1 pseudogene is annotated in these 241 nt (G+C 66.0%); it reads right to left on the bottom strand.

Features of this window, described 5'->3' with window-relative positions:
• A pseudogene (locus SB725_RS33525) lies at positions 1-241 on the bottom strand (polyribonucleotide nucleotidyltransferase); the annotation flags it as partial.

Here is a 241-nt window from a genome sequence, read left to right on the forward strand (position 1 = left end):
TCCGATACCACACGAATGGTGTACGGGAACACGTCGGCGGCAGGCAGCATGGCCTGTACCGAACGGCGGGCCAGACGGCCGTGGCCGATTTCACGACGGCCAGCACCGCCCATGCGGCCACACTCGCCCACCGAGAACGGCGGGAAGTTGTAGTGCAGCATGAAGGGGTCTTTCTTCTCGCCTTCGAGGGTGTCCAGCAGCTGGGCGTCACGCGCAGTACCCAGGGTCGCGACGACCAGGG

This window comes from Pseudomonas sp. SIMBA_041, assembly GCF_046535095.1.
Taxonomy (GTDB): Bacteria; Pseudomonadota; Gammaproteobacteria; order Pseudomonadales; family Pseudomonadaceae; genus Aquipseudomonas; species Aquipseudomonas mucoides.